This window comes from Amycolatopsis jiangsuensis (assembly GCF_014204865.1).
GTDB classification, from domain to species: domain Bacteria; phylum Actinomycetota; class Actinomycetes; order Mycobacteriales; family Pseudonocardiaceae; genus Amycolatopsis; species Amycolatopsis jiangsuensis.
Map to the genome: position 1 here is coordinate 485,379 of NZ_JACHMG010000001.1, position 25,181 is coordinate 510,559.

20 protein-coding genes and 1 pseudogene are annotated in these 25,181 nt (G+C 70.0%); 8 read left to right on the forward strand and 13 right to left on the reverse strand.

What is annotated here, in order from left to right; translation table 11 throughout:
* Positions 1 to 13: 13 nt before the first annotated feature.
* Positions 14 to 538: a ribonuclease FAU-1 family protein gene (locus tag BJY18_RS02055; protein ID WP_184777178.1), complete on the reverse strand. Its 525-nt coding sequence runs from the start codon at positions 536 to 538 to the stop codon at positions 14 to 16.
* Positions 539 to 682: 144 nt separating this feature from the next.
* On the opposite strand from BJY18_RS02055, the gene uvrB reads away from it, so the two are divergent.
* Genes uvrB through BJY18_RS02070 form a run of 3 tightly spaced genes read left to right on the forward strand, consistent with a single transcriptional unit; the run spans position 683 to position 3,542 of the window.
* A complete protein-coding gene (uvrB, locus tag BJY18_RS02060) occupies positions 683 to 2,842 on the forward strand; it encodes an excinuclease ABC subunit UvrB (RefSeq protein ID WP_184777180.1) in 2,160 nt (719 codons plus the stop codon).
* 26 nt (positions 2,843 to 2,868) lie between these two features.
* Entirely contained in the window at positions 2,869 to 3,144 is a 276-nt protein-coding gene (locus tag BJY18_RS02065; RefSeq protein WP_184777183.1) for a type II toxin-antitoxin system VapB family antitoxin, read from the forward strand.
* A complete protein-coding gene (locus BJY18_RS02070) occupies positions 3,141 to 3,542 on the forward strand; it encodes a type II toxin-antitoxin system VapC family toxin (RefSeq protein WP_184777185.1) in 402 nt (133 codons plus the stop codon). Before BJY18_RS02065 ends, BJY18_RS02070 begins: the two co-directional genes overlap by 4 nt.
* Before the next feature lie 35 nt (positions 3,543 to 3,577).
* Here the strand turns inward: BJY18_RS02070 and BJY18_RS02075 are convergent, their stop codons facing one another.
* The 4 genes from BJY18_RS02075 to BJY18_RS02090 all read right to left on the reverse strand — a co-directional run bounded on the left by BJY18_RS02075 (position 3,578) and on the right by BJY18_RS02090 (position 9,753).
* Positions 3,578 to 4,990 carry a S28 family serine protease gene (locus BJY18_RS02075; protein WP_184777187.1) on the reverse strand — a complete coding sequence of 471 codons (1,413 nt, stop codon included), beginning with the start codon at positions 4,988 to 4,990 and terminating at the stop codon, positions 3,578 to 3,580.
* Positions 4,991 to 5,102: 112 nt separating this feature from the next.
* Positions 5,103 to 5,837, reverse strand: coding sequence for an enoyl-CoA hydratase/isomerase family protein (locus BJY18_RS02080; RefSeq protein WP_184777188.1), 735 nt, complete (start codon positions 5,835 to 5,837; stop codon positions 5,103 to 5,105).
* Positions 5,838 to 5,903: 66 nt separating this feature from the next.
* Entirely contained in the window at positions 5,904 to 6,842 is a 939-nt protein-coding gene (locus tag BJY18_RS02085) for an ABC transporter permease (RefSeq protein ID WP_184777190.1), read from the reverse strand.
* Between the two features lie 40 nt (positions 6,843 to 6,882).
* Entirely contained in the window at positions 6,883 to 9,753 is a 2,871-nt protein-coding gene (locus tag BJY18_RS02090) for an alpha/beta fold hydrolase (RefSeq protein ID WP_184777192.1), read from the reverse strand.
* A 57-nt stretch (positions 9,754 to 9,810) separates the two neighbouring features.
* Between BJY18_RS02090 and BJY18_RS02095 the strand changes: the two genes are divergently transcribed.
* Entirely contained in the window at positions 9,811 to 11,307 is a 1,497-nt protein-coding gene (locus BJY18_RS02095) for a recombinase family protein (RefSeq protein ID WP_184777195.1), read from the forward strand.
* Between the two features lie 945 nt (positions 11,308 to 12,252).
* Here BJY18_RS02095 and BJY18_RS02100 read toward each other — a convergent pair.
* From BJY18_RS02100 to BJY18_RS02115, 4 genes and pseudogenes are all read right to left on the reverse strand, one after another.
* Positions 12,253 to 13,502, reverse strand: a pseudogene (locus tag BJY18_RS02100) (IS701 family transposase).
* A 66-nt stretch (positions 13,503 to 13,568) separates the two neighbouring features.
* Complete coding sequence (locus tag BJY18_RS02105) at positions 13,569 to 14,381, reverse strand: hypothetical protein (protein WP_312873706.1); 813 nt, start codon at positions 14,379 to 14,381, stop codon at positions 13,569 to 13,571.
* A 20-nt stretch (positions 14,382 to 14,401) separates the two neighbouring features.
* Positions 14,402 to 14,902 (reverse strand): hypothetical protein, encoded by a 501-nt coding sequence (locus BJY18_RS36270; RefSeq protein ID WP_221457506.1) that lies wholly within the window; start codon positions 14,900 to 14,902, stop codon positions 14,402 to 14,404.
* Positions 14,903 to 15,287: 385 nt separating this feature from the next.
* Positions 15,288 to 15,707 carry a hypothetical protein gene (locus BJY18_RS02115; protein ID WP_184777197.1) on the reverse strand — a complete coding sequence of 140 codons (420 nt, stop codon included), beginning with the start codon at positions 15,705 to 15,707 and terminating at the stop codon, positions 15,288 to 15,290.
* Here BJY18_RS02115 and BJY18_RS02120 point away from each other — a divergent pair.
* The 3 genes from BJY18_RS02120 (at position 15,700) to BJY18_RS02130 (ending at position 19,291) form a co-directional block, all read left to right on the forward strand.
* Positions 15,700 to 15,924, forward strand: a complete 225-nt coding sequence (locus BJY18_RS02120; RefSeq protein ID WP_184777199.1) for a hypothetical protein — start codon at positions 15,700 to 15,702, stop codon at positions 15,922 to 15,924. The two genes, BJY18_RS02115 and BJY18_RS02120, sit on opposite strands and share 8 nt — an antisense overlap.
* A 432-nt stretch (positions 15,925 to 16,356) precedes the next feature.
* Entirely contained in the window at positions 16,357 to 17,322 is a 966-nt protein-coding gene (locus tag BJY18_RS02125; RefSeq protein WP_184777202.1) for a TerC family protein, read from the forward strand.
* 37 nt (positions 17,323 to 17,359) lie between these two features.
* A complete protein-coding gene (locus BJY18_RS02130; RefSeq protein WP_184777204.1) occupies positions 17,360 to 19,291 on the forward strand; it encodes a S9 family peptidase in 1,932 nt (643 codons plus the stop codon).
* Here BJY18_RS02130 and BJY18_RS02135 read toward each other — a convergent pair.
* From BJY18_RS02135 to BJY18_RS02145, 3 genes are all read right to left on the reverse strand, one after another.
* A complete protein-coding gene (locus BJY18_RS02135; RefSeq protein ID WP_184777206.1) occupies positions 19,284 to 19,940 on the reverse strand; it encodes an RES family NAD+ phosphorylase in 657 nt (218 codons plus the stop codon). The two genes, BJY18_RS02130 and BJY18_RS02135, sit on opposite strands and share 8 nt — an antisense overlap.
* Positions 19,941 to 19,986: 46 nt before the next feature.
* Positions 19,987 to 20,568: a DNA-binding protein gene (locus tag BJY18_RS02140; RefSeq protein ID WP_184777209.1), complete on the reverse strand. Its 582-nt coding sequence runs from the start codon at positions 20,566 to 20,568 to the stop codon at positions 19,987 to 19,989.
* 1,116 nt (positions 20,569 to 21,684) lie between these two features.
* Positions 21,685 to 22,662, reverse strand: a complete 978-nt coding sequence (locus BJY18_RS02145) for a LacI family DNA-binding transcriptional regulator (protein WP_184777211.1) — start codon at positions 22,660 to 22,662, stop codon at positions 21,685 to 21,687.
* 93 nt (positions 22,663 to 22,755) lie between these two features.
* Here BJY18_RS02145 and BJY18_RS02150 point away from each other — a divergent pair, with 93 nt between their 5' ends.
* A complete protein-coding gene (locus BJY18_RS02150; protein WP_184777213.1) occupies positions 22,756 to 24,246 on the forward strand; it encodes an FGGY-family carbohydrate kinase in 1,491 nt (496 codons plus the stop codon).
* Here BJY18_RS02150 and BJY18_RS02155 read toward each other — a convergent pair.
* Positions 24,234 to 24,887 (reverse strand): helix-turn-helix domain-containing protein, encoded by a 654-nt coding sequence (locus BJY18_RS02155; protein WP_184777215.1) that lies wholly within the window; start codon positions 24,885 to 24,887, stop codon positions 24,234 to 24,236. The two genes, BJY18_RS02150 and BJY18_RS02155, sit on opposite strands and share 13 nt — an antisense overlap.
* Between the last annotated feature and the right edge of the window lie 294 nt (positions 24,888 to 25,181).

Genomic DNA, 25,181 nt, shown 5'->3' on the forward strand with positions numbered 1-25,181 from the left:
TTTCCCCGGGGGCTCACCGGACGGGATGGCGACGCCAGGTCGCTGTGACGCCCTTCGCGGACAACCAGGCGTCGAGGTCGTAACCGTGCACGGCGAGGCCTTCCACCGCGGCGTACGCGGTCTCCAGCGCGTACTCGCCCTCGGTCTGGGGGAGCAGCCCAGCCGTGACCGCGGCGAGCAGCTCATCGCTGTCGATCACCCGCACCGAGACCTTGTCCTTGAGCACGAGGTCCAGGTACAGGTCGGTGGCCGTCCAGCGCTGGCCGTCGCGGTGCACCCGCACCACGTCGAGGTAGAAGTCCTGGTCGCGCTCGTGGCCCGGGGAGAACCAGAAGTCGGTGATCCGCAGCCCCAGGCCGGGCAGCAGCCAGGACTCGAGGTAGTGGAACTGCGCGCGCCCGGGCGCCGGGCGGGCCAGGTACAGCCCGAACGGTTCCTCGCGGAACTCGTCCACCTCCCGGTGGAAGCCCTTGTTGTCCACGTTCACGCGGGCGGCCGGGTCGAAGGTCTCCACCTTGGGCGGGTGCACGTCGGTCATCCGCCCATCCTGCCCGGTACCGGACGGCGGTGCCGGTGGGCGGACCGGCCGCCGAGGTGCCCGTGCGCGGCAGTCACGGGCACGTCCGCGCAGGTCGGACCGGGTGCGGCGGAAACTGTCGGAGGTGGCGCCTACCCTGGAGGCGTGGCTTTCGCAACCGAACACCCCGTCCTCGCGCAGTCCGACTTCCGCCCGGTCTCCGAAGTGCCCCGCACCGGTGGCCGGTTCGAGGTGGTCAGCGAGTACCAGCCGGCCGGTGACCAGCCCGCCGCCATCGACGACCTCGAACGCCGGGTCAAGGCGGGCGAGAAGGACGTCGTGCTGCTGGGCGCCACGGGCACCGGCAAATCGGCCACCACCGCGTGGCTGATCGAGCGGGTGCAGCGGCCCACGCTGGTGATGGCGCCGAACAAGACGCTGGCCGCCCAGCTGGCCAACGAGCTGCGCGAGCTGTTCCCGCACAACGCGGTCGAGTACTTCGTCAGCTACTACGACTACTACCAGCCCGAGGCCTACATCGCGCAGACCGACACCTACATCGAGAAGGACTCGTCGATCAACGACGACGTCGAGCGGCTGCGCCACTCGGCCACGATGAACCTGCTGTCCCGGCGCGACGTGATCGTGGTCGCCTCGGTGTCCTGCATCTACGGCCTCGGCACCCCGCAGTCCTACCTCGACCGGTCCACCAAGCTCGAGGTCGGCGGCACGGTCGACCGCGATGTGCTGCTGCGCGCACTGGTCGACGTGCAGTACACGCGCAACGACATCGCGTTCGCGCGCGGCACCTTCCGGGTGCGCGGCGACACGGTGGAGATCATCCCGGCCTACGAGGAGCTGGCCATCCGGGTCGAGCTCTTCGGCGACGAGGTCGACAAGCTGTACTACCTGCACCCGCTCACCGGGGACATCGTGCGCGAGGTCGACGAGGTGCGGATCTTCCCGGCCACGCACTACGTCGCGGGCCCGGAGCGAATGGAGAAGGCCATCCACGGCATCGAGGCCGAGCTCGAGCAGCGGCTGGCCGACCTGGAGAAGCAGAACAAGCTGCTGGAGGCGCAGCGGCTGCGCATGCGCACCGCCTACGACATCGAGATGATGCGGCAGGTCGGGTTCTGCTCCGGCATCGAGAACTACTCGCGCCACATCGACGGCCGGTCCGCGGGCTCGGCACCGGCCACCCTGATCGACTACTTCCCGGAGGACTTCCTCCTGGTCATCGATGAATCGCACCAGACCGTGCCGCAGATCGGCGGCATGTACGAGGGCGACATGAGCCGCAAGCGCAACCTCGTCGACTACGGCTTCCGGCTGCCGAGCGCGGTGGACAACCGGCCGCTGACCTGGGAGGAGTTCTCCGACCGGATCGGGCAGACGGTGTACCTGTCGGCCACCCCCGGCCCGTACGAGATGGGGCAGACCGGCGGTGAGTTCGTCGAGCAGGTGATCCGGCCGACCGGCCTGGTCGATCCGAAGGTGGTCGTGAAGCCCACCGAGGGCCAGATCGACGATCTGGTGCACGAGATCCGCGAGCGGGCCGAGAAGGACGAGCGGGTGCTGGTCACCACGCTCACCAAGAAGATGGCCGAGGACCTCACCGACTACCTGCTCGAGCTGGGCATCCGGGTGCGCTACCTGCACTCGGAGGTGGACACCCTGCGCCGGGTCGAGCTGCTGCGCCAGCTGCGGGCCGGCGACTTCGACGTGCTGGTCGGCATCAACCTGCTGCGCGAGGGTCTCGACCTGCCCGAGGTGTCGCTGGTCGCGATCCTCGACGCGGACAAGGAGGGCTTCCTGCGCAGCGGCACGTCGCTGATCCAGACGATCGGCCGCGCGGCGCGAAACGTGTCCGGCGAGGTGCACATGTACGCGGACAAGATCACCGACTCGATGCGGTACGCGATCGACGAGACCGACCGCCGCCGGGTCAAGCAGATCGAGTACAACACCGAGCGGGGCCTCGATCCGCAGCCGCTGCGCAAGAAGATCGCGGACATCCTGGACCGCGTCTACAGCGAGGCGGAGGACTCCGAGGAATCGGTCGCGGTCGGTGGCTCGGGCCGTAACTCCTCCCGCGGCAAGAAGCCCGAACAGGGCGACCGCGTGCGCAGCTCGGGTGTGCTGAACGAGAAGAACGTCTCGTCCATGCCGCGGGCCGAGCTGGCCGACCTGATCCAGCAGATGACCGACCAGATGATGCAGGCGGCCCGTGACCTGCAGTTCGAGCTGGCCGCCCGGTTGCGCGACGAGGTGTCCGACCTGAAGAAGGAACTCCGGGGGATGGACGCCGCTGGCATTAAGTAGTTACACCATTCTGGTACCTTTACACCATGGCCATGAACATCAAGGACCCCGAGGCCGAGCGGCTGGCTGCCGAGATCGCCTCGTTGACCGGCGATACGAAGACGGGCGCCGTCCGGACCGCGCTGCGTGAATTCCGGGACCGGCTGGCAGTGCATCCGGAAACCACCGAGCAACGCTTGAAGCGATTGCACCGTTTCCTGGAGGAGGAGGTCTGGTCTCAGTTGCCGCCCGAACAGCTGGGAGTGCCGATCACCAAGGAAGAGCAGGAAGAGATTCTCGGTTTCGGGCCGGAGGGCGTGTGATCATCGATACGTCGGCCATCATCGCGATCATCAATCGTGAACCGGAAAGCATGGCCTTGGAACGAGCCCTGGCGGCCGACCCAGCGCCCAAGATCGGCGCACCCACCCGGACCGAGGCCGGGATCGTCATGCTGGCCAAATTCGGCATGCGCGGCCGGAGTCTGTACGAGAGATTCCTGCAGGAGTGGAGTGTGCTCACCATCCCGTTCGAGCCGAAGCATGCCGACATTGCCGTCGAAGCGTTCCAGCGGTTCGGGAAGGGCCGCCATGCGGCGAGGCTCAATCTGGGCGACTGCCACTCGTATGCCACGGCCAAGATCGCCGGTGAACCGCTGCTCTACATCGGCGACGACTTCCCGCAGACCGACCTTCCTCTGGTCGAGCTGAGCCCGAACTGACCACCGGCGCCGGGTGCGGCCGCGCCGCCGGCTGCTCACAGCCGCGGGCGGTCCGCCATCAGCTCGTTCGCGTCGAAGCCGGGGAAGCCTGCCGGGGTAGTGGCTGCGTACGTGCGGGCCGAGGCGGGCGAAGCCGGCAGGCCCGCCCAGCGACGGATCGTCGCGGTGGCCTCGGCGGCCTGCTCGGCAGGCAGCTGCGCGATGGTCGAGCCGTGGTTGCCGCCCGCCACGAAGTAGCGGTACGAGTCTTTGCTGCCGAAGCCGAGGCGGAACGGTTCGGCGCCCCACGGGTCGTTCGAGCCGTAGACGAACAACAGCTCCCGGCCCTGTGTCCGCACCCAGAAGTCGATGTCCGGCATCGCGAGGTGGTCGAACCGGGGCAGCCGCACCGATGCGGGCACGAAGGTCCCTGGCTGGTCGGCGCCGGGGTAGCGCAGCAGGTCGCGCAGGTAGCTGTCGTACGCCTCGGGCGAGCCGAGTTGCACCGCCGCCTGGTAGTAGTACGGCACGAACCCGTCCAGTTGCTGGTCCGAGTAGGTGTTCAGGCTTTCCACCTGCTCGAACCACGCCCACACGTCCGCGGCCGGCGCGCCCGGTTCCGGCACCGAAGCGCACGCCGACTCCGGCTGGTACTGCCAGAACGCGAAGTACGCGTCGATCACCGCGATCTCCAGCGACTCGTCGAGCGAGCCCACGGTGGTGAAGGTGTAGCCCTTCTCCGCGGCGTCGGCCTTCGCGAGTGCGCCGAGTTCGTCCCGCCGCTGCAGCGCGTCCCGCTGGATCGCCCTCAGCGAGGCGCGGCACTCGGGGCTGCCCACGTTCGCGAGGAAGCGGTTGTAGCTGTCGACCGGGTCGACGACGTCATTGGGGGCGACGTAGGGGATCGTGCCGTTCACGTCGCCGGGGAAGAACCTGCGGTAGTAGGTCGCGGTCATGCCGCCCTTGCTGCCGCCGGTCGCGAGCCAGCGGCCCCGGTAGATCTTCTTGAACGCCTGCACCGCGTCGTGCTCGTCGGTCGCGGCCTGCCAGATCGTGAGATCCCGCGACCAGTTCGCCGGCTCCGGCCGCGACGGCGTGAAGTACCGGTACTCCATGGACAGCTGGTTGCCGTCGACGATCCGCGTCGGCTCGGAGCGGTTCGGCGAGAGCGACACGTTGTAGCCGCTCGTGAACGCCACGGTGGGCGCGCTGACGTCCCGGTGCAGCAAGGTGAACCGCTGTTCGAAGGTTCGCCCGCCCGGATGCCGGTGGTCGACCGGCTGGGTGAACTTCAGCTCGAAGAAGCGGAACCCCTCGGGCGCCGCATCCTCCGACACGACGGTGAGCCGGGGGACGGCGGCCAGCGCGTCGGCGATGTCCTCCCCATCGGACGCGCCCGCCTCGGGGGCCACCGCCACGAGGCCGGCGACGGCGAGCACTACGGACGAGAAACCCAGCAGCCTGCGCACGTGGTTCCCTTCGCGAAGCCGGAGATCAACCAGCGGATCCTCACAGGCCGGCCGGTGCACGGCAAGACGGCGGCACCCGCGCCATCCGATCGGATGCCGACTTCCGTAGGGCTCAGGACACGTCTACAGAGGACTTGACCGCGGCAAGGGTGGATTCGGCACTCCACAGCCGTTGCACCTGAGCATCGTCGGCGACCCGGTTTTCCGCGATACGTTCGTGGTAGGGCTGGCGCAGCTGGGCTTTCGTGTGCGCGAACGCCTCGGCTGGCACCCCGGCCAGCCGCACCGCCATTTCCCCGGCCCGCGCCGGCAGCTCCCCGGCGGGCACGACCTCGTCCACCAGCCCGCGGGCCAGTGCGTCCTCGACGGTCAGGCCCGCGCCGCTGTAGGCGAGCGCGGGCAGCGGGCCGGTCCCGTAGGCGCAGCGCAGAATTTCCAGCGCTGCCAACGGGAACGGCGCGCCCGCGAGCAGCTGTGGCACACCCATCCGGCCGGCGCCGTCGGCGGCGACGCGGTGGTCACACGCGGCGGCCAGCACGAGTCCGCTGCCCGTCGCGTGGCCGTTGACGGCGGCCACCACCGGATGCGGGAAACCGAAGACGGCCAGCAGCGCATCCGACAGCGCGGGCAGGAACTCCTCGACGTAGCGGGCCCCGCCCTCGGCGAGCCGGGTCGCGTCAATGCCGGGGGAGAACGTGTCCCCGGTGCCGGTGAGCACCAGCGCGCGGGCACCGGCCGCGTCCGCCTCCTCGAGTGCGAGAACCAGCCGGGTGCAGGTTTCGATGTCCAGGCCGTGGTCGAGGGTCGCCCACGCGATGTCCTCGCGCAGTTCCAGGTGGATCGTCACGCGCAGCACGGTACCGCCGTCCGGCCCGGTCCGTCGGCTGAGCGCGCGGACCGGACGGCGGCCGGGTCAGCTCGTGACGTCCTTGCGCGCGAACCGCCGTCCGGCCAGCAGCAGGAACACCGTCGCGTAGAGGACCGCCGACAGCGCGCCACTGGCCAGATTGGTCCAGTCGATGTCGGTGGAGATCAGGTCGATCCAGGCGAACGAGTAGTGCGTGGGCAGATAGTTGCGGAGCCCGCCCAGCGCGGTGATCTGGTCGAGGATCTGCGACAGGATCGCCACCAGCACGGTGCCGCCCACCGCGCCGAGCGGGGCCTCGGTGGACACGCTCAGCAGCAGCGCCAGCCCGGCCACCCAGGCCAGCTGCACCACGATGTACACAATGGACAGCAGCAGCGCGAGCAGGCTGTCGCCGAAGGCGATCGCGTCGCCGGTCGGGCTGATCGCGTCCCCCGCGCCGTACCAGATCGTGCCGACCAGCAACGACATCAGCGGCAGCAGCACGAGCGCGGCGACCGACAACAGCCCGGACACCACCGCCTTCTGCCGCAGCAGCCGGTGCCGCGGCACCGGGATCGCCAGCAGGTACTTCAGGCTCGACCACGACGATTCGCTGGCGATCGTGTCGCCGAAGAACAGCGCCACGATCATCGGCAGCAGGAAGGTGCCCGACACGAACAGCGCGAGCACCACGAAGTTCGGCGCGCTCGCCGTCGCCAGGTCCACGAACCCGCCCGAACGGCGGTTCGGGCTGGCCTGCCCGATCTCGAACGCCAGCACCAGGATGAACGGCAGCACCGCGACGAACGCCAGCACCAGCTGGGTCCGCCGCCGGCGCAGCTGCCGCCGCAACTCCACGGCCAGCCGCAACGTGCGTGCCGCCCGGTAGCCGGCCACCGCACCGTCCGGGCCGACCTCGGCCCGCTCCGCGGTGGCCAGTGCGCTCAGCTCCCGCAGAGCCGCGGGGTCGGTGTGCACCCCGCCGGCACCGTTCTCGGTGGTCATGCCGCCCTACCTTCCAGGTAGGGAGTAGGTACTTCGGTGCTCATGAGTCCTCTCCCACCAGCTGCAGGAACGCGTCTTCCAGCCGGCGCCGCGGCCCGGCCTGCTCCACCGCGACCCCGGCCCGCACGAGCGCCGCCACTGCCTCGGCCCTCGGGAGGCCGTCGAGACCGGCGTGCACCAGGTCGCCCTCGACCTCGACGTCCGAGACCCCGTCCATCGCCTTCAGCGCCGCCGCCGCGGCCGCCGGATCGCCCACCCGGAAGGTGGCCTCCCCGCTGGCCGCGGCCAGCTCGCCGACCTCGCCCGAAGCCACCAGCGTGCCGCGGTGCATCACCACGACGTGCGAACAGGTCTGCTCGACCTCGGCCAGCAGATGGCTCGACACGACGACGGTGCGCCCGGTCGCCGCGTACCGCTGCAGCACCTCGCGCATCTGGTGGATCTGCGGCGGGTCGAGCCCGTTGGTCGGCTCGTCGAGCACCATCAGCTCCGGCAGGCCGAGCATCGCCTGGGCGATCGCGAGCCGCTGCCGCATCCCCTGGCTGTAGGTCTTCACCCGCCGGTGCACCGCGTCGCCGAGCCCGGCGATCTCCAGTGCTTCGGTGAAGTGCGCCTTGTCCGCGGGCCGTCCGGTGGCCGCCCAGTACAGCTCCAGGTTCGCCTTGCCGGACAGATGCGGCAGGAATCCGGAACCCTCCACGAAGGACCCGATCCGCGACAGCACCGGCGCGCCCGGTGTGATCCGGTGGCCGAAGACCCGGATCTCGCCCGCGGTGGGCGTGATCAGGCCCATCAGCATGCGCAGCGTGGTCGTCTTGCCCGCGCCGTTGGGGCCGAGCAGCCCCAGCACCTGCCCCGGTTCCACCCGGAACGACAGGTCCTTGACCGCCACGAACCCGCCCGCGTACTGCTTGCGCAGCCCGGTGATCACCAGTGGGGTACCGGCCAGCTCCGGGTCGACGTCGTGCGACCGGCGGCGCCGCACCGCGGCCACGAGCAGCACCGCGACGGCAACCACGAGCGTCGCCCCGATGCCGATCAGCTGCCCGACCGGCGCCGGTGCACCGGCCGAGGTGCCGGGCACGACCGGGACCTGCAGTGCGCTGCCGGGAGCGAGACCGATGCGGAACACGCCCGGCTGCGCGGGCACCGAATAGGACTGATCGGTGGTGCCGACGACCAGCCGCAGCGAATGCCCGGCCTCCACCGGCCGCACGACACCCGGCAGGGTCACCGTGACGTCCACCGGGGTGCCGTCCGCGGGCAGCCCGGAAACCCGCAGCGGCGCCACCGCGTTGGCCGGCAGCACCCGGGTGCCGTCCGTGCCCACGTCGTAGAGCTTGGCGAACAGCACCGCCTCCGGCAGCGGATGCGCCGGATCGGCCGCGATCCGCAGCCGCACGGTGCTCGAGCCGGCCACGAGGACCTGGCTGTCGAACGGCGCCGCGGCGAACTGCGCGGACTGGCCCGGCGGATCGGAGCCGAACAACGGTGCCAGCCGGGACGAACCGGCCGCGAGCCCGTTGAGCCCGGGAATGCCGCTGACCGCCGCGGGATTCGCCCCCGCGGGCCGTACGGCGTTCTGCGTCGGACCGGCGAGCGTCACCTGCCGGCGCTCCGTGCTCCCGCCGGCGAGGCCGGGGTAGGCGTCCGCCGAGATCGTGCGCACGGACGGGGTTCCGTTGGCGCGCAAGGTGCCTTGGACGTCGTAGCTGAAGCCCTTGCCGGGATCGCCGTCGCCGGTCAGCGCGGACCACAGGAAGTCGCCGATCTTCCCGCGCAGCTGCGGGCCGGGGACGCCGCCGTCGTGACCGCCGGTGTACCAGATCGTCCGCACCGGACCGCCCGCCGCGGTGATCTGCCGCGCGGTGGCATCGGACTGGTCGAGACCGAACAGCGTGTCGCTTTCCCCCTGTACGAGCAGCGTCGGCACGGTGATCCGGCCGGTGACCGAGGCAGGGGAGACCCGGCGCAGCAGCGCGGTGGTCTGCGCACCGGCCTTCCCGGTGGTCGACAGCTCGGTGTAGGCCTGGCAGACCTCGGCGGTGAACCGCCCGCACGGGTCGGCGGCCGGCGGCTGTGCCCGGCCGGGCTGCCCGCCGGGCGGGGCGGCGGCCTGCGGGGAGGTTCCGCTGTTGCCCGCGGTGTCGCCGTTGTCGCTGGTCTCCTGACCGGCTTCGGGAGCTTCGGCCGAGGACGAACCACTCGCCGTGGCACCGGAGCCGGCGGAGAAGAAGATGCCGGCCCAGCTCTTCTTGAAGACCCCGTCCGCGGCGAACGCGCCGGCCGCAGGGGTCCGCGCCGTCCGGTCCGCCTGAGCCGCGGCGTTGGGCACCAACCCCTGCGCCAGGTCGTTGTAGGTGATCACCGGGGCGATCGCGCGCACCCGCTGGTCGGTGCCGGCCAGCAGCAGCGAAAGCGCGCCGCCGTAGGACGCGCCGGTGACCGCGAGCTCCGGCGCGCCGTCGGCTCCGGTGGCCACGTCGTGGCCGGCCAGCAGCCGGTCGATCAGCCGGCTGGCGTCGGCCACCTCGCCGTCCGGGTCGTTGAGCCCGATCTTGCCGGTACTGCGGCCGAATCCGCGGGCGGACCAGGTGAGCACGAGGAACCCGCGCTCGGCGAGCTCCCGGGCCTGCGGGTCCACGCTGGTCTTGTCCCCGCCGAAGCCGTGGGCCAGCAGCACGGCGGGCGCGGGGGTCTGTTCGGGGTAGTAGGTCGTGGTGTCGATGCGGACCCGCTCGGTGGAGCCGGGTGCGGCGGGCAGCTCGGCGAACGCGTCCTGGGTCCGGACCGGGGCCGGGCCGGAGTCGCTGGTGGTCCAGACCACCACGGCGGCCGCGACGACCACCACGACCGCGGCGAGCGCGGTCAGCCGGGTTCCGCGCGTGCGCGGGAGCGGGATTCGGGGCACGCGCCGACGTTATGGGAGGTTTCCTGAGAATCGCCTCAGCAGGGGTACTCTAAGTCCATGTCCCCGCTGGATTCAAGCCCGCTACCGGTCTGTGACCTGCTGCGCGTCTCGAAAGACCGCTTCGGGCGGGAGCGGTCGCCAGAGGATCAGCACGAGCTCAACCAGCGTACGTCCGAGCGCGAGAACTGGACCATCGTCGAGACCTACCGGGACGTCGGCAGCGCGTCCCGTACTGCTCGGAAGCCGCGCAAGGGCTTCGAGCGCCTGATCGCGGATCTCAAGGCCGGCACTTTCGCGGGCCGCATCCTGATGACGTTCGAGAACAGCCGCGGGTCGAGGCAAGAGCGCGAGTGGCTGGAGCTGATCGAGCTTGCTGAAGCGCGTGGGGTGAAGTTCTGGATCGAGGTCCGCGGGCGGCTGATGGACCCAAGCGATCCGCACGACCGGCGGGACCTCATCCACGCAGCTGCGGACGCCCCATACGAGACGGGACTATCGTCCGTGCGGATCCGTCGTGGCACGCAGAGCGCGTTCGCGAACGGCCTGCCGCACGCCCAGATCCCGTATGGCTTCCGACGCCGCTACAACGAGCGCACCGGTGAACTGATCGAGCAGGAGCACCATCCCGACGAGGCACCCATCGTCGCCGAGCTCTTCGAGCGATTCGCGGCAGGCGGCTCGATCTACTCGGTCGCCCAAGACTTCAAGACGCGTGGGATCGTGAAACGCAGTGGCGGCCCGTTCAGCCAATCGCACCTCCGATCGATGTTGACGCTTGCCGCCTACGCTGGCCGGCGAAGACACGATCCGGAGTGGCGCGCACGATCGCGGCCGGGCGACGGTGTCCAGTACTCGCCTGCTGCGTGGGAGCCGATCGTCAATCCGGACGTGTTCGACCAGGTGCAGAGGATCCTCCGAGATCCGCAGCGGAAGAAGTGGCGCCCGGGTGCGGCGAAGCATTGGCTCAGCTACATCGCGAAGTGCGGCGCATGCGGAGACGGTTTACGCGTGAAGACGGGTCGGAAGGGCGAGCTCCGCTACGCGTGCGGAGAGCCGACCGGATGCGTCAGCATCGTCAGCGCCGATCTTGATGTTTTCACGGAAAAGCTGCTGCTGCACTGGCTCGCCGACCCTGACTGCTACTGCGTGCTGAACCAGGCCGGTGACGCCGCGGGTGCTGAGTTGGCGCGGGTGCGCGCTGATCTGCTCGCAGCCATCGACCGGCGCGACGAGCTGTCCGGCCGTGTGGCGCGGGAAGAGCCGGGGTTCACGCTTGAATTCGTTGCACCGATCGCGGCCGCCAACCAGGAGCGAATCGCCAAGTTGCGCCAGCAGGAGAAGAACCTGCAGCCGTCGGTCCTCGACGGCGTGATCGAGCCGGGCCCGGATGTTGCGAAGCGGTGGGCCGTGCTGCCGCTGGAGAATCGGCGGCTGGTGGCGCGACGATTGCTCGTGCCGGAGTACATCGGCGAGCTGCAGGTGAAAAAGATCGGCCGGGGGCGCCGGGACGTACCGGTGAAGGATCGCGTGCGACTGGTGCGTCAGGAGAAGTGAGGCGCGGCCGGGGGAAGCGGCCTACCTTCAAATTCCGACAAAATGACTACAATCTACCCTCGCGGAATCTCCGTTCGAATTCGTCGACCTCGGCATCGATCGAGGCGATTCTCGACAACCGGCTTCGGCGCCGCGGGTCGTACTGGATTCCGGCGAGCCATGCGCCCACGGTCGCCGCGGCGTGCACCGTCATCAGCTGCGGCGGCCAGCCAGTACGCCGATGACCAGGTGCGGGACCGCGAGAAATGCTCCCAGGATCGCGAATGCGTAGAACCAGATGTGGACTGGGGGTACAGCATTGACAGGAGTGCTCACGCGTCGTTACCTCCATGGTGATTCATGATCGCCCAATTGCGCATGGGGACTATCTGGTCTTCGTGAGGCCCCGTTATCCGTGGCTCGAAAGTTGGGCCGATGGCGTGAAACTGCGTGATGTGCCGAGCGTCACGTATCTGACTACAGGGGTGTTTCCTCTGCCGGCGCCTGTTCTTGCTGCACTGTCTTCTGGCCAGTACGTCATCGAGTGCCAGGCGGGGGAGAGCGACGCGGCGTTCATCGCGCGAGTGGTTGCGACCGCGTCGAGGCCCGATGCCCACGCTCGGCAACGGCCGCTACTACTGGGTCGAGACCGCAGACGGACACCGGTCGCCGATGGAGCACACCGTCATCACCTCCGGCACTACGCCACTGCCCGATGCGGACACTGCTGAGCCTCCGCGGTGACAGCCCGCGCCGCAGCAGTCGTGCTGCTGCTTCAGCAGGAGGCCGACTGCGCCGCCGGCCGCTGGCTGTGTCCAACTCGGTCCCTAGTGGTGCTTTGTTAGGTGCTGTTGAGTTGGGGTTTCTGTTGCGGGGTGGGGGTCTGGATGGGTTGTCGGCAGGTGTGGCAGGTGCCGGTCCAGGCCGCGAGCAGGGTCTGGAGTTGGTGCAGGACTGCGTAGAGGGTCAGGCCTGCGCAGGGGCTTGTGGGGTGCGGCGGAGCTGGGTGCAGATGGCCTGGGCGACGGCGGTGAGGGTGACGTGGCGGTGCCAGCCGAGCCGGGAGCGGCCTTCGAAGTGGTCGAGGCCGAGGCCGTCTTTGAGTTCGCGGTAGTCGTGTTCGATGCGCCAGCGGATTTTGGCCAGCCGGACCAGGTGCCGCAGTTTCGTGTCGGCAGGGAGGGTGGAGAGCCAGTAGTCGGTGGGCTCGGGTGCGCCGGGAGGCCACTCGGCCAGCAGCCAGCATTCGGGCAGGCTGCCGTCGCTGTCGCGGGGGATGTTGCGGTTAGCTGGGCGGATGCGCAGCGCGAGGAACCGGGAGCGCATGCTCGCGGTGGGGTTGCCGGGAGTCTTGCGTGATCCGTGTCGCCAGGGGACGTACCGGCCTGCTGATCGTCCGGCGGCCATCGCGAGGGATTTCAGGTCCTGTGGCGGGTCGGGGTAGCGCGGCTGTGGCGGGCGGCCGGTGCCCTTCCAGGCCGGGGTCACCGGCGCGGCCTCGGCGGGGTGGGCGGTCGCGGTCGGGCTGACGGCGAGGGCGTAGGTCAGGCCACGTTCGGTCAGGCCGAGCCGGAATTCGGTGGCGTCGCCGTAGCCGGCGTCGGCCACCACCGGCCGGCTCGGCAGTCCCCACTCACCGATGACCTCGTCGAGCATGTCCGCCACTTCTCCCGATGTCGCGGTTCGTCTGGGATCGCACTGCGTGCCCGCCGACGCCGGATCTCGGCTGCGGCCCCGCCGTCGGTTGCTTTCTCGTCGTCCCAGGACTCGGGCAGCAACAGCCGCCAGTCGATCGCGGCCGAGGCCCAGTCGGTGACCGCGTGGACGCTCACCCCGATTTGGCAATTCCCCGTTTTGCCCAGCGCACCGCAATACATCCGCGCAACACCTGGGGAATCCTTGCCGTCCTTGGGAAACCCGGTGTCATCGATGACCAGGGCATCCGGGGCGATGAACTCCCCGGCCCATCCGGTCAGGCGTCGCCGGACCTCGACGTGGTCCCAGGTCGAGGTGGTGACGAACTGCTGCAACTGCTGATGATCGACCTCAAGCCGCTGCGCCATCGGCTGCATCGACTTGCGTTTGCCGTCCAGCATCAGCCCACGCAGGTACAGCTCACCTTTCACTCTCTGATCACGCCGCGCGAACCCACCGAACATCCGCTCAGCGAACTGTTCGATCACCGGACGAACCTCGTCCATCTCCTCCGGAAACACCCGCACAGGAGACCACATCAACCACCTGACCAGCCACAACGACACACCTAACAAAACACTACTAGCTCAGGCTTGGCCTCGCTGCACGGTCATCAGTAGGGGGGTGGTGAGGCGATGACGGGCGTATAGGTCGGCAGTAAGGCCGGCGAGCCATCCGATCGCGCTGGGGGACCATTCGGCGAGAGTGCCGGTAAAGACGACCGCGTGCTGTGGCGGGCCGTTCCAGAAGCTGTCGTCGAACCATGGCGTGATCGGCGTGTGACCGTTTTCGTAGGAGCTGACAGCGAAGGCCGGCTGTTCGATGGAAGCCAGCACATCGCTGACCGCCGGAATAGCTGGAGACTGCCCCGAGTCGAGGGTGACCTGTACCGGGGTACGCAAAGTGGGATCACTGTCGGCGAACCAGTGCGCAGTGCGCAGCGACGGGGACAGCAATGGGCCGGGTGCGTCGGCAGTATCGAGGACCTGCACGGGCAGCAACATCTGCACCGCGTCCAGTTCGAGTGCTCCGAGCCGGGTCATCGCAGCTGTCGCGCACTGTAGGACCGGCTGTGCCGGTAAGGGTTGGTCGCGCGCGACCCGTTGAGCCTCCACCTGGAACCACGCCACGGGCTCGGAATTCGGCTCTGAGCCGGAGGTGCGCGTGGGAGCGTCGGCGTCGTTCATGCCCCACAGGCTTGGGCGCTCCTGGTCGTCGTGTAGCCAGCCCATCATCCGCGAGCAGGTGTGGAAAGCCGAGTAAGCGTCAGTGTCCGCATCCGGGGCCAGCCACGGGTGCGGGGTCATCGTGCCGTAGAGCGCGGCGGTGAGGGTGCCCGCTATTCCGCGGGCACCCTCGACCAGACCAGGGCGGGCGCTGCTGTTCATTTCACTGTCCACCCGGCCATGATCGCACCGACCTACTGATCGGGCCCGGTCACCTGACACGGGATATCCGCCTGTCGCATGCCCACCCCGCTGCTGTCGATCTCGTCGTTGACATCCACGTCGGCCTGGTTGCGCCACGACGTGGACGCGGTGGTGTCGCAGTCACGACGTACGGGTACCCGCACAGTGCTTCCGCTGCCCGGCTTCACGTTGCCGTTCTCAGCGCACGCTTTCCGCCGCCACGTGCCGTCGGTGTAGTACTCGTACAGGCAGACCAGAATGGTTGCCGTGTCGTTGGTGCAATCCCCCTTTTCCCACCAGGCGTGCCCTGACGCGGCGATACCTGTTTTCGAGCGGTGCGGGTTGTCGACACCCGTTACCGGCGTGCACCCCAGCCGTTTCCCGGTTTCATCGGTGTACACACCCTCATCGGCATCGCTCGTGGGTGCGATACCGGGCACCGCTGCCTCGTGAGACACCAGTGGTGCGGCGGTGGCCGCCGATACCATCGGCGTCGGTAGTGCTGCGAACACCGTGGCTCCTACGACCACAACCGGCCAGAGGTGATTTCTTATCCTCATCGACAGTCCCTCCTCGTTCGTCTGGTTGGACAACGAGGGCGACATGAGGCGAAAGCTCTGCCGCGTACTGCGGAATCGGCAACTCCCCATTGCCATCCCCCTCGGCAGTCGACGCTAGAGTCCGTTCTCTTTGTCGTCGGCCGAATCGCCTCGTCTCACCCGAAAAGACCAACCGACGACGTATGGATAGGCGTTATGGCACCACCGCTAGCCAGCGCTACGGCTCACCGGAAGCAACAGGCCGCCTCTGAGTTGAATCGGCACTGACCGGGTCGGGCCACGCGCCGCCGAGGTCGTGCTACTGCTCGGTCAAGGGGCCCCGCACCGGCGACGGTCGTTACTTCCGGCGCGGCGCGGGGCCGGGCTTCGTTTTCCGGGTCGAGGCGTACCGCTCGGCGGCCGATTTGATCCACCAGCCCGGCACGACCGGCGTCGGGAAGGTGTGCAGCTGGCCGGCTTCGGCGGCCTTGCGCCGCTCGGTGTCCAGTTCGTAGATCCGTTGGTGTGAGCTGAATCCGCACAGCGCTGCGAATTCCTTCACGTTCACCATCGGGGGGATCGAGGACGCCTCGATGCGTCGGCCCACCTCGGCGTTCGACAGTGCCTCGACGGCATCCCATGCCGTCACCGTGAACCCGGCGGTCGCGAGCGCTTCGACGAACGAATCCCGTGCCACCGTGAGCTCGGCGACCGGGTCACTGCCCGAGCTGTCGAGCGCAATGCCGAGTCGGTTGTCGTGGACGGCGACCGTGATCAAAGTGCTCGCCGGCGAGACGAGCTACGGGTTCGACGTCGAGGAATTCGCGCGCGACACGCTGCGCCGGCCGCTGGATCCGTGGCAGCGCTGGGCTGCGATCCACGGCGGGGAGCTGCTGCCCGACGGTCGCCCGCGGTTCCGGATCCTGCTGCTGATCGCCCGGCAGAACCACGCCGAGCGTCGCGGTGCTTCGCACGCCGGCTGGTCCGTCGCTTGATCGTGAACATGAGGCGTCATTGGGTCTCCCGCTGTGGTGTGAAGGCGACGAATTCGCAGGTGAAGGCGCCTTTTCGGTCATGACTACCTCTAAGAAAGTCACTCCTGAGAACCCCGCTCCGGGTTCACACGGATCAGACATCGTTCTCACTCGTTGGTGTGGCCGGTGACGGAGTTAACACGGCCGGTCCGGTGACGGGGGCAACCCCCGCTGGCGTTCGCCTCCGGTAACCGGCACACTGAACGCGCTGTGAGGGGAGTATTCCTCCGCGGCGGTGTCGTCAGCACGGCTGCCGGTACTCGCGCGCCACGGTGATCGTTTCGGTCGCGGTGGGTGGAGAACCCGGGGCCCGGCACCGTCGGCCGATCGTGAGATCGGCGGAAGAGACCTCCGGTTAGTTGCTGCTGCGCACTATCCGGAGGTTTCGTTTTCATGACCGTTCCCGTGTGGCTGTGGTTCGCCACGGTCGGTGGACTGCTCGCCCTGATCGCCCTCGACCTCGTGATCGTCGACCGCAAGCCGCACGAGGTCACCACCGGTGAGGCCGCGCGGTGGGTGGTCTTCTACATCGCGTGCGCGGTGCTGTTCGGGGCCGGCGTCTGGTTCTTCGCCGGGCACGACCCGGGTGTCGAGTTCTTCACCGGATACATCACCGAGTACTCGCTGAGCGTCGACAACCTGTTCATCTTCATGATCATCATGGCCTCGTTCAAGGTGCCGGTGATCCACCAGCACCGGGTGCTGCTGGTCGGGATCCTGCTCGCGCTGGCGATGCGCAGCGTGTTCATCGCGGTCGGCGCGGCGTTGATCAACCAGTTCGTGTGGGTCTTCTTCCTGTTCGGTGCGGTGCTGATCTGGACCGCGATCAGCATGGTGCGCGGCAAGGACGAAGGCGAGGAGTACCAGGAGAACGCGGTCACCCGCTGGGTGCGCAAGCTGTTCCCGGTCACCGACGACTACCACGGGCACAAGTACCTGGTGCGCCACCAGGGCAAGCGGATGATCACGCCGATGCTCCTGGTGATCGTCGCGATCGGCTCGGCCGACCTGCTCTTCGCGGTGGACTCGATCCCGGCGATCTTCGGCATCACCCAGGACGCCTTCCTGGTGTTCACCGCCAACGCGTTCGCGCTGATGGGCCTGCGGCAGCTGTACTTCCTGCTCGGCGGGCTGGTGAACAAACTGGTGTACCTCAGCTACGGCCTCGCGGTGATCCTCGCCTTCATCGGCGCGAAGCTGGTGCTGCACGCACTGCACGAGTACCACGCCGCGCCGGACTGGCTCGACATCAACAACTGGGTGTCCCTCGGCGTGATCGTGGTCGTGCTGACCGTGACCACGGTGGCGAGCCTGTCCAAGGCCCGCCGCGACGAGCGGGCGGCGGCCGAGGCGAAATAGTCGTTCGCTTTGCTAAGGATCAGGTACGGTCGTCGGCATGCGTCCTGCCGACATCGAAGCCCTCGTCGTCCCCGGTACCCTCGCGCTGCGCGGTGACCTGCTGCTCACTGCGGTGAGCAGGCCCGATCTCGAGGCCGACCGCACCGATGCCACCCTGCACCGGGTCTCGCTCTCCGGCGCGGGCAACACGTTCTGGACGTACGGCCCGCGTGACTCGGCGCCGGCGATCTCGCCGGACGGGCGATGGGTCGCGTTCCTGCGCGCGGGCGAGGGCACCGGTGCCGAGGGCAGCCCGCAGGTGTACGTGATGCCCGCGGAGGGCGGCGAAGCACGCAAGCTGACGTCGTTCCCGCTCGGCGCGGAAGGACCGGTGTGGGCGCCGGACTCGCGGCGGCTCGCCTGCACCGCCCGGATGCCGGAGGGCGGCCGGTACGGCACCGAGGACGCCGAGGGCCGGACACCGGAACCGGCCGCGGAGGCGCCCCGGCGGATCACGCGCCTGGACTACCGGATCGACAACACCGGCTTTCTGCGCGACCGGCCCCAGCGACTGTTCGTGCTCGACACCGCCGAGGACGTCGAGCCGCAGCCGTTGTCGCCGGTGGACTACGACGTCCACGATCCGGCCTGGACCCCGGACGGCGAACGCCTCGTGGTGGTCGTGCCGCAGGAGTTCGACCGGGTCGAGACGCTGTCGTGCGACCTGGTGACCTTCCCGGCCGGCGGGGGCGCGCCCGAGGTGGTGGCGTCCTGCCCCGGCGATGCCGGACATCCGGTGTTCGGCCCGGACGGCACCCTCTACTTCGTGGGGACGTCGTACGCGGACGGCGTCGTGGTCGCGTGCAACACCGGGCTCTACGCGGTGGTCGCGGACGCGGAGCCGCGGCGGCTCACCGATGTGGAGACTGTCGACGTCGAAGCCGGCGCCGGGGCACCGATCCCGCTCGAAGACGAGGTGCTCGTAGCGGTGCGCAACCGTGGCGCTGTGGAGTTGTGCGCGGTGCCCGTCTCGGCGAAAAGCGCCAAGCTGGACAGCCTGCGCGTGCTCCATGGCGGTCAGGTGTCGGTCCACGGATTCGCGGAGGACGGCGGCACCGTGGTGGCGGTGGTCGCGACGACGGAGACCGCGGGCGAGGTCGTGCTACTCGGGGAAGCGGGGCCCCGCGTGCTCACCGACTACGCGAAGACGGTGCGAGAGAGGGGCCTTTGCCGGGTCGAGGAGCTGAACACCACAGCTGGGGACGGCTATTCGGTGCACGGATGGTTGGTGCTGCCCCAGGGCGAAGGGCCGCATCCGGTGCTTCGGGTGGTGCACGGCGGGCCGTTCACCCAGCAGGGATGGGCGGTGTTCGACGAAGCCCAGGTGTACGCCTCGGCCGGCTACGCGGTGGTGCTCGGCAACCCGCGCGGGTCGGCGGGCTACGGGCAGGCGCACGGGCGCGCGATCGTGCGCGACATGGGCACGGTGGACGTCGATGACGTGCTCGCGCTGCTGGACAAGGCACTCGAACGGCCGGACATCGACTCGTCCCGCGCTGGTGTCATGGGTGGTTCCTACGGTGGGTTCATGACCAGCTGGCTCGCCGCGAAGCACCCCGAGCGGTTCCGCGCCGCGTGGAGTGAGCGTGCCGTGAACGCCTGGGACTCCTTCGCGGGCAGCTCGGACATCGGCTACTTCTTCGCCGAGGCCTACGTCGGCACCGACCCGGAGGAACAGCGCAGGCGCAGCCCGCTCAGCTACGCCGCCGACGTGCGGATCCCCTTCGCCGTGGTGCATTCCGAACAGGACTGGCGCTGCCCGCTGGAACAGGCGCAGCGGATGTTCGTCGCGCTGCGCCGGGCGGGTGCCGACGCGGAGTTCCTGCTCTTCCCGGGCGAGGGCCACGAGCTGACCCGTTCGGGCCGCCCGCGGCACCGCGTGCAGCGGCTCGCCGCGGTGCTGGACTGGTGGGCACGCCACCTCAGCTGAGCAGCGTGTAGTTCAGCTCCTCGCACACCCGGCCGAGCGGCACGTCGAGCCCCGGATGGTCCAGCGGCAGCAGGACGTCCGGGGCGATCGGCAGCGCCGCGCCGGCGGGCGGGTCCCACAGGCACACCGCGGGGCCGCCGGAGTCCATCGACGAGCGGTACCAGAGGCCGTCCAGCTCGGGCATCGCGGTGCGGATCGCGCGCGCCCAGGCCTGGGTGATTTTCTTCGGGCCGCTGGAGATCTCCTGCGAGGCACCGACCCGGGTCGGCCACAGGCCGCTGAGGTCGAGCATCCGCAGTGTCCGGACGGGGCGCACGACGACCAGCCGCGGCCCGCGTGTGGTGCGGTCGACGGTGGAGGTGGTCTGGAAGACCTCGGCGATACTGGTGCGGACGGTCAGCCCGAAGTACAGCACGCCGTTGGCCGGATCGGTGACCGGCTGTCCGCCGCGTCCGGGCGGTTGCTGGTCGAACCGTCCGTGCGGGAGCGGGCCGGTGAAGCGGAACGTGTTCCATTGCTGCGGGTGATTGCCGTGTGCGGTGAAGATGCGGACCAGCCTGGTCTCGGGCTGGATGGCCACCACGTCGTGGTCGCGGTCCAGCTCCTTGAGCAGTACGGACCGCGCCGGTGGCAGGGGGAGCCGGGCCATGCGTCGGGGGTCGTCCGTCCTGTGTCGGTGATCTTGACGGCTCAGCCTAGAACGGCGAGCCGAGCGTGGCGACCAGCTGGGCCAGTGGGTCCGGGTCGCCGCCGGCGAGCAGCCACTGCCGCGGCGTGGCCGGCCGGTCGTTGATCACCAGGTCCGACTGCGGGGTGTTCATGAACGCGGCCACGACGAGCGCCGGCTGGTCCTCGGGGATCGCGCGCAGCACGAACTCCAGGCCGGGCAGTACGCCGGAGCCGGTGAACTGCCAGGCGGGCAGCCGCCAGCCCTGGTCCTTCCAGCCGGTGAGCCTGCCCGCCTTGAGCCGGTGCCGGATCCGGCTGTCGTCGACGTTCAGCAGCTCCGCGGCCTGTACGACCGACAGCGCGGAATCGGCCAGCACGGCGTGCGCGGCGACCGTACGCGCGCGGAAGTCCGGTTCCCCTTCGGCGCCGGGGCTCAGATCGAGCCCGACGTCGCCGAGCGCGGCGACCTGGTCGGGGGAGAAGTAGTGCGCGGGGTCGGGATTCGGTGGGGACAACCGGCGGGCAGCGTCCTCCACGAGCGTGAGGAAGGCGTTCGCATCGGCCTTGAGGCCGGCTCTGGCGAGGACGTTCTCCAGCGCGACTGACATGCGCCCAGACTAACGCGTGTGTGCGGGTTCGTGCGGTTTCTCACCGCTTTGTGCGTGAATTCACCAGAGATCGACACGCATCGCACATCAATCAACACGAGGAGTAGGCAAGATCGGGCCAGTCTGCCGCGTGCGGACCGGGTTGTCCAGGCTTTTGTGTCCTTGACACTCCGTGAGGGCGCCTTTACGTTCGAGATGGTAAACGATTTCTCCGCCTCGGGCTCACGCGGGCTCCGGCAACCGCCGGTGCTGGGGGGACAGGGGGTGGGACGTGCCTGGGGGCCGGCCATGTGGCCGGCCCCCAGGCACGTCGTCCCGGCCGAGCCTTGGGCGACGCAGCGGCTCGAGCTTGGGCCCGGCCGAATCGTGTGAGTCGTGGCGAGCGGGCCGGGGCCTGGGGAACCGGGCGCGGCACGCCGGGCGAGTCGTGGTGAGCGGCTGGGCCTTGAGGGACGCAGCGGGTCGAGCTTGGGGGCGTGGGCCGAGCCGGGCGAGTCGTGGCCGGCGGGCTGAGTTCCGGGGGACGGGGCGAGCCGGGTGGATCGTGGTGAGCAGGGCGAGTCTTGGGGCGCGGGGCGGGTCGAGACTCAGGGAGCGGACCTCGCTGTGGAGAGCAGGGTGAGCCGCGGTGGAGCGGGCGGGGCGAGCCTGGGAAGTCGAAGCCAGCCGTGGGGGCGAGCCGTGGGCAGCGGGCCGTGTGGCGCGGGGTGGCGAGTCGGACCGCTCGGCGACGGGTCGGGTCGGATCGCTCGGCGCGACGGGTCGGGCCGAGCGGCGTGACCGGCGGGGTCGCCGGGCTTGGGGCTTCGGCGGGTGGGCGTCGCCGGCGCAGGGGGGAGCGGGGTTGCCCGTACCGGCGGGTGGGCTTGATTCGTCCAGCGGGTCACCGGCCACGCGGCAGTCGCCCGGTGACCCTCGTACTGTGACGCCCGCCCAGCGGGAATCACCGTCGGCCCGTCAATGCTTCGGTCTCTCGACTTTGCCTTCGTTGCATGGACTGCGGCTTCGGATGGGTGGCCGGGCTGCGAGGTTTCCATGCCCCGCGCGGGCCGGCCGGGCGGTCGGTGGTTCCGGCGTCGATGTCCGGTGGTTCCGGTGTCGGTATGACGGGTGCCGTCAGCGGTGGGAGCTTTGGCGTTCGATGAGGCGGGCGTCGAGTGTCTTCGTGACCGCGGGGCGGGTGCCGTCGGCGATGCGGGCGAGCAGGAGTTCCGCGGCGACGCGGCCGATTTCGTACGCGGGCTGGGCCACCACGGTCAGCGGTGGATCGATCAGCGTGGCCCACGGGGCGTCGTCGAAGGAGACCAGGCCCACGTCGCGGCCCGGACGGAGGTCTCTCGCGGCCAGGGCCTCCAGGACGCCGATCGCCATCGTGCTGTTCGCGATGAGCAGGGCCTCCGGCGGGACGGGCAGGTCCAGGAGCTCGCCGGCCGCCAGTCGGGCGCCCTCGGCCCGGTACCGGGCACGCCGGTAGAGCGCGTTCTCCGCGCCGACCGCGTCCAGGTAGCCGGTCAGCCGGTCGTCGGCCGTGCGCACCCCGGCCGGTCCGCTGAGGCAGCCGACCCTGCGGTACCCGCCGGCGACCAGGTGCCGGGTCGCGTCCCGGGCGGCACGGCGGCTGTCGACCAGGACCTGGTCGCCGTCGGTGCCGGCGAGCGGCCGGTCGACCGCCACCACCGGAGTGTCCAGCCGGCGCAGCATCCCCACGTCCGTGGCCGGGCCGGTGGGGGAGAGCACCACGCCCGCGACCCGCTCCTGCAGTGCGACCTCGAGGTAACGGCGCTCCTTGTCCGTGTTCTCGTCCGAATTGCACAACACCACCGAGTATCCCGACATCTGCGCCAGGTCCTCGACGCCGCGGGCGAGTGCGGTGAAGAACGGGTTCTCCACGTCGGAGATGATCAGGGCGAGCACCGCGGTCTCCTGGCGGCGCAGGTTCCGGGCCAGCCCGTTGGGGTGATACCCGAGCTCCTGCGCCGCGGCGACCACCCGCGCGGCGAGTTCCGGGTCCACAGTGGACTTGCCGTTCAGGGTGCGGGACACGGTCGCCGTGGAGACCCCCGCCCGGGCGGCGACATCGCTGATGGTGGCCACCGTGCCTCCTCGTCCTGGCTTCCTTGACACTCCGGTGACCGAAGAATAGCGTCCTCGGTAATCGTTTACCGTCAGCTCACCGGAGGTGCCGCGGTGCAACCGGGCCCGCTGCTCGGCATCGACATCGGCACGTCCAGTGCCAAGGGCGTCCTGGTGGGCGTGGACGGCACTGTACTGGCGCGCGCGAGCCGTCCGCACACCACCTCCCGCCCCCGTCCCGGCTGGTTCGAACACGACGCGGAAACGGTGTGGTGGGCCGGATTCACCGCGCTGGTCCGGGAGCTGCTCGCGGCCGCGGACACCCCGCCCGCAGGGCTCGCGGTGAGCGGCATCGGCCCGGTGCTGCTGCCCGCCGACGAAGCCGGGCGGCCATTGCGCCCGGCCATCCTCTACGGCGTGGACACCCGGGCCGGCGCGGAGATCGCGGAGCTCACCGCGGAACTGGGTGCGGACTCCATTGTGGAGCGCTGCGGCAGTGCGCTGTCCAGTCAGGCGGTGGGCCCGAAATGGCGCTGGCTGTACCGGCGCGAACCCGAGGTGGCCGCGCGCGCCCGGCAGTTCCTGATGGCGAGTTCGTACCTGGTCCAGCGGCTCACCGGCGAGTACGTGCTCGACCACCATTCGGCGAGCCAGTGCGATCCGATGTACGACCTGCGAGCCGGGGACTGGGCCGCCGACTGGTCCGCCCTCGTCGCGCCGGGTGTTTCGCTGCCCCGGCTGGCCTGGCCGACCGAGGTGGCCGGCACGGTCACCGCCGAGGCCGCCGCGCGGACCGGCCTGCCCGCCGGTCTTCCGGTCACCTGCGGCACGATCGACGCCTGGGCCGAGGCGGCCAGCGCCGGCGTGCGGGAGCCGGGCGACACGATGGTCATGTACGGCACCACCATGTTCCTCATCCGGGAGACGGCCGCACCGCGTCCGGTGTCCGGGCTCTGGGCGACGCGGGGGGTGTTCCCCGGCAGTCATTCCCTGGCTGCCGGGATGGCCACCTCGGGCGCGATCACCGACTGGCTGCGCGAACTGTTCGACGGGGATTTCGCCCGGCTGGTGGCCGCGGCCGGCGCGGTCCCGGCCGGCAGCCGCGGGCTGCTGATGCTGCCGTATTTCGCGGGGGAGCGCACACCCGTCCCGGACCCGGACGCGCGTGGGGTGCTCGCCGGGCTGACCACCGGGCACGGCCGGGCCGAGCTGTACCGCGCGGCTCTCGAGGGCACTGCCTACGGGGTCCGGCACAACCTGGAGGCCATGGGCGGCCCGGCGCGGCGGCTGGTGGCGGTGGGCGGCGGCACCCAGGGCCGGGTGTGGACGGGCATCGTGAGCGACGTGACCCGCACCGACCAGTACCTGCCCAGCGAAACGGTCGGCGCGGCCTTCGGCGACGCGTTCCTGGCCGCTGTCGCGGTGGGGCTGGAGCCGGACATCGAAGCCTGGAACCCGGTCGCCGAGGTGATCCGCCCCGACCCGGCCCGCGCGGACACCTACGACGAGTTCTACGCGCACTACCGGGCCCTGTACCCGGCCACTGTGGACACTGCGCATTTCCTTGCCCGGCACCAGAACCGGGCCGTGGATCAGGAGAAGTAGGTGCGTGGTGGCAGCCCGGTGAGGGAGCGGCATTCCCGGGAAAGGTGGGACTGGTCCGCGTAGCCGGCGGCGGTCGCGAGAGCGGCGAGGTCCGCACTGGCGGGGGCCAGCGCGATCGCCCGCTGGAGGCGGAGCACGCGCAGGTAGGTGGCCGGTCCGTAGCCGACGGCGAGGGTGAACCTGCGGCGCAGCTGCCGTTCGCCGAGCCCGGACGGACCGGCGCCGATCCGCGCCGGTGCCCGGGCCAGGTGGGTGAGCATCCGGTCGACGGCCGTGTCGGTCGCGGCGGGCCGGCGCCGCACGACGTCGGCGAGCGCACGTCCGTCGAGGATTTCCTCGGCGCACGAGGCGTTCCACAGCCGCGCCAGCGGGACGCGCTGGTCGCGCAGCTCGTCGGCGGCGACGCCGAGTACCGCGGCCGCCGCCCCCGGCCGCAGCCGGAGCCCGCGTAGCTGCGTGTCCGGGGCGACCTCGGAAATCCACGCCGCGGTGTCCGGCCCGGCCACGAAGACCTCCTCGCCGCCGGCGACCAGGTCGACGCAGCCGTCGGGCACGATCCGCTTCGGGACGTGCTGGACCGAACGCCAGAGGCAGCGCACGACGGAGCGCAACGCCTGCGGTGCCGGGGTCTCCTGATACACGCCCGTGATTCTGCCCGGCGGGTACGACAGAAAACCGGCATCGCCCCGATCGGTGCTTTGGCCGAGGTCCGCAATGGGCGGCGGGATTTTCCTCCCGGCGGACACGCGATCCCGGAGAGGTGGACGTCGAGGGTCTCCACCGCGAAATCCGCGAGGAGTTCGGCGCGGCAGCCGCTCCTCGGGCCGGTCACCGAGCCAGGACCCGTGGACTGACGCGTCACGCTCCGTGTCCGAGTCGGTACAGCACGATGACGAGCATCGTCCGTGGTCACCACGCCCTTGAGCGACATCGAC

What these genes read in the sequence shown, in the direction of transcription:
- BJY18_RS02055 (WP_184777178.1), bottom strand. Translation starts at nt 538, where the DNA reads ATGACCGACGTGCACCCGCCCAAGGTGGAGACCTTCGACCCGGCCGCC.
- BJY18_RS02065 (WP_184777183.1), top strand. Translation starts at nt 2,869, where the DNA reads ATGGCCATGAACATCAAGGACCCCGAGGCCGAGCGGCTGGCTGCCGAG.
- BJY18_RS02085 (WP_184777190.1), bottom strand. Translation starts at nt 6,842, where the DNA reads ATGACCACCGAGAACGGTGCCGGCGGGGTGCACACCGACCCCGCGGCT.
- BJY18_RS02095 (WP_184777195.1), top strand. Translation starts at nt 9,811, where the DNA reads ATGTCCCCGCTGGATTCAAGCCCGCTACCGGTCTGTGACCTGCTGCGC.
- BJY18_RS02125 (WP_184777202.1), top strand. Translation starts at nt 16,357, where the DNA reads ATGACCGTTCCCGTGTGGCTGTGGTTCGCCACGGTCGGTGGACTGCTC.
- BJY18_RS02130 (WP_184777204.1), top strand. Translation starts at nt 17,360, where the DNA reads ATGCGTCCTGCCGACATCGAAGCCCTCGTCGTCCCCGGTACCCTCGCG.
- BJY18_RS02135 (WP_184777206.1), bottom strand. Translation starts at nt 19,940, where the DNA reads ATGGCCCGGCTCCCCCTGCCACCGGCGCGGTCCGTACTGCTCAAGGAG.
- BJY18_RS02140 (WP_184777209.1), bottom strand. Translation starts at nt 20,568, where the DNA reads ATGTCAGTCGCGCTGGAGAACGTCCTCGCCAGAGCCGGCCTCAAGGCC.